Consider the following 1,653-nt stretch of genomic DNA (forward strand, 5'->3'; position numbering starts at 1 on the left):
CCTCCGCCCCCTCTCCCCTTAGGTCTCCCCTACCTCTTCCGGGCCGCGCTCCCGCCCCCCTCCTGCTTCAGGAACGCGACCTCCGGGAACTCCGCCGAAGGACCGTCGAGCAGCTTCCCCGGGGCGTTGCGCAGCTGCCGGTCGAAGAAGGCGACGAGATACGCCCGCGTGAGCGCGTTGGAGCGGTCGCTGGAGATGGTGCCGAACGCACCGGCCGCGTCCTCCGGAGGCACGCCCGGCGGCAAACCCACCTGGTCCGCGAGCCAGTGCATGTCAGTGAAGGACATATGGCCGCCCTTGCCCACGTCCAGCCAGCGCTTCCAGCCGGTCATGTGCTTCCAGGCGGGGCTCCAGGTGTCCATGGGGCCGCCGAGGTCGCCGGCCCGGGCCGCGCCGAGCAGCAACACGGGCTTCTTGACGCCGCCGGCGGGCGGATCGGTGAAGAAGTCGCCGTCCATGTCGGCGGCGGCGGACACCCGGGCGTCCTGCCCCAGCACCTCCACAGCGCTCGCCCCGCCGATGGAGTGGCCGGCCATGCCGATCCGGGCCCGGTCGACGCGCAGCCCCGGGACGACCGGGGAGTTGGCGACGATCCGGTCGAGGACGAACCGGAGGTCCTTCGCGCGGTTACGGACCACCGCCGCGTTGTCACGCTCCTCAGGGCCGCAGATGGCGCACTGTTCGATCCGGCCGCCCGGGAACTCCACGGCGGTCTCGTAGGTGTGGTCGACACCGGCCACCACATAGCCACGGCTCGCCAGTTCCTCGGCGACGGAAGTGAGTGACGCCCGGCTCTGTCCGAAGCCCGGCGACAACACGACGAGCGGCCGGGCCCCGCCGGCCGCCGGCGCGGCGTCGACGACGGCGTGGGTCCGTACGGTGCTCAGCTTCGTGTTGCCGTACAGCGCCTCGGAGAGCCCCGGCGAGACGTACGGCGCCGTGGTGCCGCGACCGGACCGCGCCGGGTACCAGACCGAGACCATCAGCTCGCGCTTTCCGGCGGACGGCTTCCAGGGGTCCGTCCGGGACTCGTCGACCAGCCGCACGGTCTTCTCCCCGATCGGCTGCCGGACGGTGGGGGCGGGCACCTCGGGCCCGGCGGATCTGGCGGCGGCCGGAGCGGCGAGGGCCGTGGGGGCGGTCGAGGCCGGGGCCGACGCGGCGACGGCGGGTATCCAGGAGCCGGCGAGCGTGGCGAGCAGGGTCGCGGCGGCGACCGTACCCGTCCGGCCACGACCGGGGTGTACGCAACGACGTGCGGAATTCTTCGTCATGCCCGTCACGGTAGAAACCCCTTAGGGGCCGGTCATCGACCGAGGGGAGGAGGTGGAATCCCTTAAGGGACGTACCGACTGACACGGCATCAGCCACACGCAGGATGTAAGGGCCACCAACCGGCGGGGGTGCGGCGGCCTGGGGTACGCACGCCAAGGCCGCCCCGGGAGTGACCGAAGACCGCCCTTCGTCGACAACTCCCCTCCGCGTTCAGGGACTGAAGGCGGGAGCGAGCACACGCACACGACTTCGCCACAGCGGCGGCGACGGACAGGCGAGTATGGCGGCCGGAGCACACGCCGTCCAGACCGGTCGGCCCGCGACTCATCCGCAGAGACGCCCCCCACCGGCGCATCACGCCACCCCGGAGCCCCACCC

At 72.5% G+C, this 1,653-nt stretch carries 1 protein-coding gene; it reads right to left on the reverse strand.

Annotated features, from left to right (window positions below; translation table 11 throughout):
* Nucleotides 1-29 precede the first annotated feature (29 nt).
* Nucleotides 30-1,274, reverse strand: coding sequence for an alpha/beta hydrolase family protein (locus ACSNOK_RS32920; RefSeq protein WP_436784453.1), 1,245 nt, complete (start codon nt 1,272-1,274; stop codon nt 30-32).
* Nucleotides 1,275-1,653 lie beyond the last annotated feature (379 nt).

The sequence above is a fragment of the Streptomyces sp. URMC 126 genome (assembly GCF_051386555.1).
GTDB lineage: Bacteria > Actinomycetota > Actinomycetes > Streptomycetales > Streptomycetaceae > Streptomyces.

Excerpts from the sequence above, each read along its gene's own strand:
- ACSNOK_RS32920 (WP_436784453.1), bottom strand. The coding sequence starts at position 1,274 with ATGACGAAGAATTCCGCACGTCGTTGCGTACACCCCGGTCGTGGCCGG.